Annotated in this window: 5 protein-coding genes; 1 reads left to right on the plus strand and 4 read right to left on the minus strand. The window is 62.0% G+C overall.

Features of this window, described 5'->3' with window-relative positions; genetic code table 11:
• A partial coding sequence (locus EN935_RS29905; protein ID WP_127373918.1) for a protein-disulfide reductase DsbD domain-containing protein occupies nucleotides 1-530 on the minus strand: 530 nt, incomplete at its 3' end.
• A gap of 171 nt (nucleotides 531-701) precedes the next feature.
• Here EN935_RS29905 and EN935_RS29910 point away from each other — a divergent pair.
• A complete protein-coding gene (locus tag EN935_RS29910) occupies nucleotides 702-1,310 on the plus strand; it encodes a YqgE/AlgH family protein (protein WP_023808594.1) in 609 nt (202 codons plus the stop codon).
• Here the strand turns inward: EN935_RS29910 and EN935_RS29915 are convergent.
• The 3 genes from EN935_RS29915 to EN935_RS29925 all read right to left on the minus strand — a co-directional run.
• The gene (locus EN935_RS29915; RefSeq protein ID WP_109662283.1) at nucleotides 1,307-1,690 is read right to left on the minus strand and encodes a type II toxin-antitoxin system RelE/ParE family toxin; all 384 of its coding nucleotides are present in this window, start codon (nucleotides 1,688-1,690) and stop codon (nucleotides 1,307-1,309) included. The genes EN935_RS29910 and EN935_RS29915 overlap by 4 nt on opposite strands.
• On the minus strand, nucleotides 1,687-1,977 hold the full coding sequence (locus EN935_RS29920) for a type II toxin-antitoxin system ParD family antitoxin (protein WP_109662285.1): 291 nt from the start codon (nucleotides 1,975-1,977) through the stop codon (nucleotides 1,687-1,689). The genes EN935_RS29915 and EN935_RS29920 overlap by 4 nt, the downstream gene beginning before the upstream one ends.
• Nucleotides 1,978-2,127: 150 nt before the next feature.
• Nucleotides 2,128-2,786: EAL domain-containing protein (locus EN935_RS29925; protein ID WP_164771446.1), on the minus strand; the 659-nt coding region annotated here is incomplete at its 5' end.

Here is a 2,786-nt window from a genome sequence, read left to right on the forward strand (position 1 = left end):
GGCGCCGGCAATGCCGTGAAACTTGCCTTCACCAGCGCCGCGTCCTCGGCATTGTCCGGATCGGAGGCGGGATCGACGGTCAGCCGCGTCTGCACTGGAATGCAGATCGTTTCGCAGATGCCGAGAAAGATGTCGGCATCGATGACCGCCGGTTGGTTCGGCGCCGCCAGCGTGAATGTTACCGGCAGCGAAACCGGATAATTGTAGCCTGCCCATTTGCCGTAGCCGTCGTCATGGCGCTGCGGGGCAGGAAACGCCAGAGCGGCGTCGGTTATGTTGGTACTGGCTGAAATGTCGAGCTGCGGCGGCACGCCTGCGTCGCCCGGATCGCGCCAGTAGGTCTTCCAGCCGGGCTTGAGCGCTATGTCGAGAACGCCCTGGATGCGGCCGGCATCATCGGCTTTGCCCGACGTCACCAGCCGGACCTTGCCCCCTTCGCTGTTGTACCAAGCCGATGAAGAGGCGGCGGCGGGAAGAGCGGTTGCCGATCCGATGGCGGCGCCGAGCAGCAGGATTTTCAAGCTTTGCATGGCGGTGATTTGATCGTCCGTTCATGGCCGCGCAATGATTTCATGGCTTTGGCGGTATCATATTTGCGTGACCTCGAGGGAGAAGAATGCTCGAGCCGGCGGCATAGGCTTTGGTCGAATCCCGCACGGCGCATCTTTTCGGCGCTTTGGAAACGCGTTACGCTCCCTTTCATGGACTTGTTGCGCCACAAGAAGACGGTCGCCAGCCGCGGCTTTCTCGACGATCAGTTCCTGATTGCCATGCCCGGCATGAAGGACGACCGTTTCACGCGCTCGGTCATCTATGTCTGCGCGCACTCGGATGAAGGCGCCATGGGCCTGATCATCAACCAGACACAGCAGATGCTGTTTCCGGACCTGCTCGTGCAACTGGGCATCATGAACGAACAGGAGGCGATCCGTTTGCCGGCGCAGGCGCGCGATTTCGTCGTGCGCAATGGCGGGCCTGTGGATCGCAGCCGGGGCTTTGTCCTGCATTCGGGTGACTACCGGGTGGAATCGTCGCTGACTGTTTCGGACGACATCTGCCTGACCGCGACCGTCGACATCTTGCGCGCCATATCGTCCGGCCGCGGGCCCCGTCACGCGCTGATGGCGCTCGGCTATTCCGGCTGGGGAGCCGGCCAGTTGGAGACCGAGATCGCCGAGAATGGCTGGCTGACCTGTCCGGCCAATGCCGAGCTTCTGTTCGACACCGACATCGAGCGCAAATACGACCGGATCCTCGCCTCGATCGGCATAGACCTCGCGCATCTCAGCCTCGCGGCCGGACACGCCTAGAGCGTCGCAATCGGATTCAATCTGGGGCTACTCAGGCTTGGCTGTGCTCGATGTGCCTTTCTGGTCGCGTCAAGGCCTTGGATGTCATTCGTCGTCCGCCGGTAGCTCCAGCGTCCGGCCGGCATAGAGAATCCCACCGTGTCCTGCCGCACGGTGAAGGCAATGGTGGCCCGGCGACGCCAGCCGACGGTGCGCAGCCCCTTCGCCACATCGTCGTGGCGCATACCGCGCTCAGGGAACGTCGAGAATCCCAGGCGGTAGTCTACGATGCGGTCGACAAACCGGTTGGCGACAGTAGCACCGGCCTCCTGCGCAAGATGCGTTAGCAGATCGTCGAGGTCCCGTTCGGCTGCCGGATGGAACTTGACCGTATAGTTCATGCACTGCGGGATGACTTGGCCGTCAACGCTGAGACCCGCGCCTTGAGGCGGCCACGGACGTCTTCGGGGTCAGCAAGGTTTTCAGGGTGGGCGTCGAAATCCTTCAAGGTCGGCACGACTTCCTCAACGAGCCAGCGTTCCAGAGCCTTGTCACGCGCCGCCAAAGCCCTCAGGCCATCGCGGATGACCTCGCTCTCGGTGGCGTACTCCCCCGAGGCGACTTTGGTCTTGACCATCTGCGCCATCTCGGGCGGCAGGGTGATGCTCATCTGTTGCGTCGTGCGCATTATGGAAATCCTCTGATTGTCTCCCTATAGCACGGTGTAGGATTAAATCCTACACTTTCGACATCCTTCCAGGTCGATGAGCTAGTTCGGCTAAAATGAAACACCGTCGCGGAGACCTTGGTGCGCTCGAGCGACGCACGCGAAATCCTGTCAGGCCTGCGTGAGCGGATACTGCTCTTTCAGCTGCTTTAGCACCTGGTCGCCCGGCATCGGCGCGCCGAACATGAAGCTCTGCACATATTCGCAGCCCATCTGTCGCAATTCCAGCGCATCGCTTTCGTCAGAAATGCCCTCGGCGACGACAGACAGGCCGAGCTCATGCGCCATGTTGACCATCGATTTGAGCAGCACCGCGCGCTTCGGCGTGTTGTCGTCGACGAAGCTCTTATCGATCTTGATGGTGTCGAAGGGGAAACGCGTCAGATAGGCCAATGAGGAGTAGCCGGTGCCGAAGTCGTCCAGCGACAGGCCGATGCCGAGCTGCTTCAGCTTGGTCAGCACATGGGCGGTCTGCTCGGGATTGTCCATGACAAGCGATTCGGTGAGCTCGAGCCGGAAGCAGCGCGGCTTGAGGTTAGCTCGCGCGATGACCGAGCGGACATCGCTGACCAGATCGCGGCGGATCAGCTGGCGGCTGGACAGGTTGACCGAGACCGACAGCGGCGCGTCGCCGATCTGTTTTTGCCAGCTGGCGAGGTCTTCCGCCGCCTGCTGCATGGCAAACAGGCCGAGCTGTACGATCAGCCCGCAGCTTTCGGCGACCGGGATGAAATCCGCCGGCGGGATCATGCCGCGGCGCGGGTGGTCCC

Origin of the sequence: Mesorhizobium sp. M7D.F.Ca.US.004.03.1.1 (assembly GCF_003998635.1) — a bacterium.
Lineage (GTDB): Bacteria > Pseudomonadota > Alphaproteobacteria > Rhizobiales > Rhizobiaceae > Mesorhizobium > Mesorhizobium loti.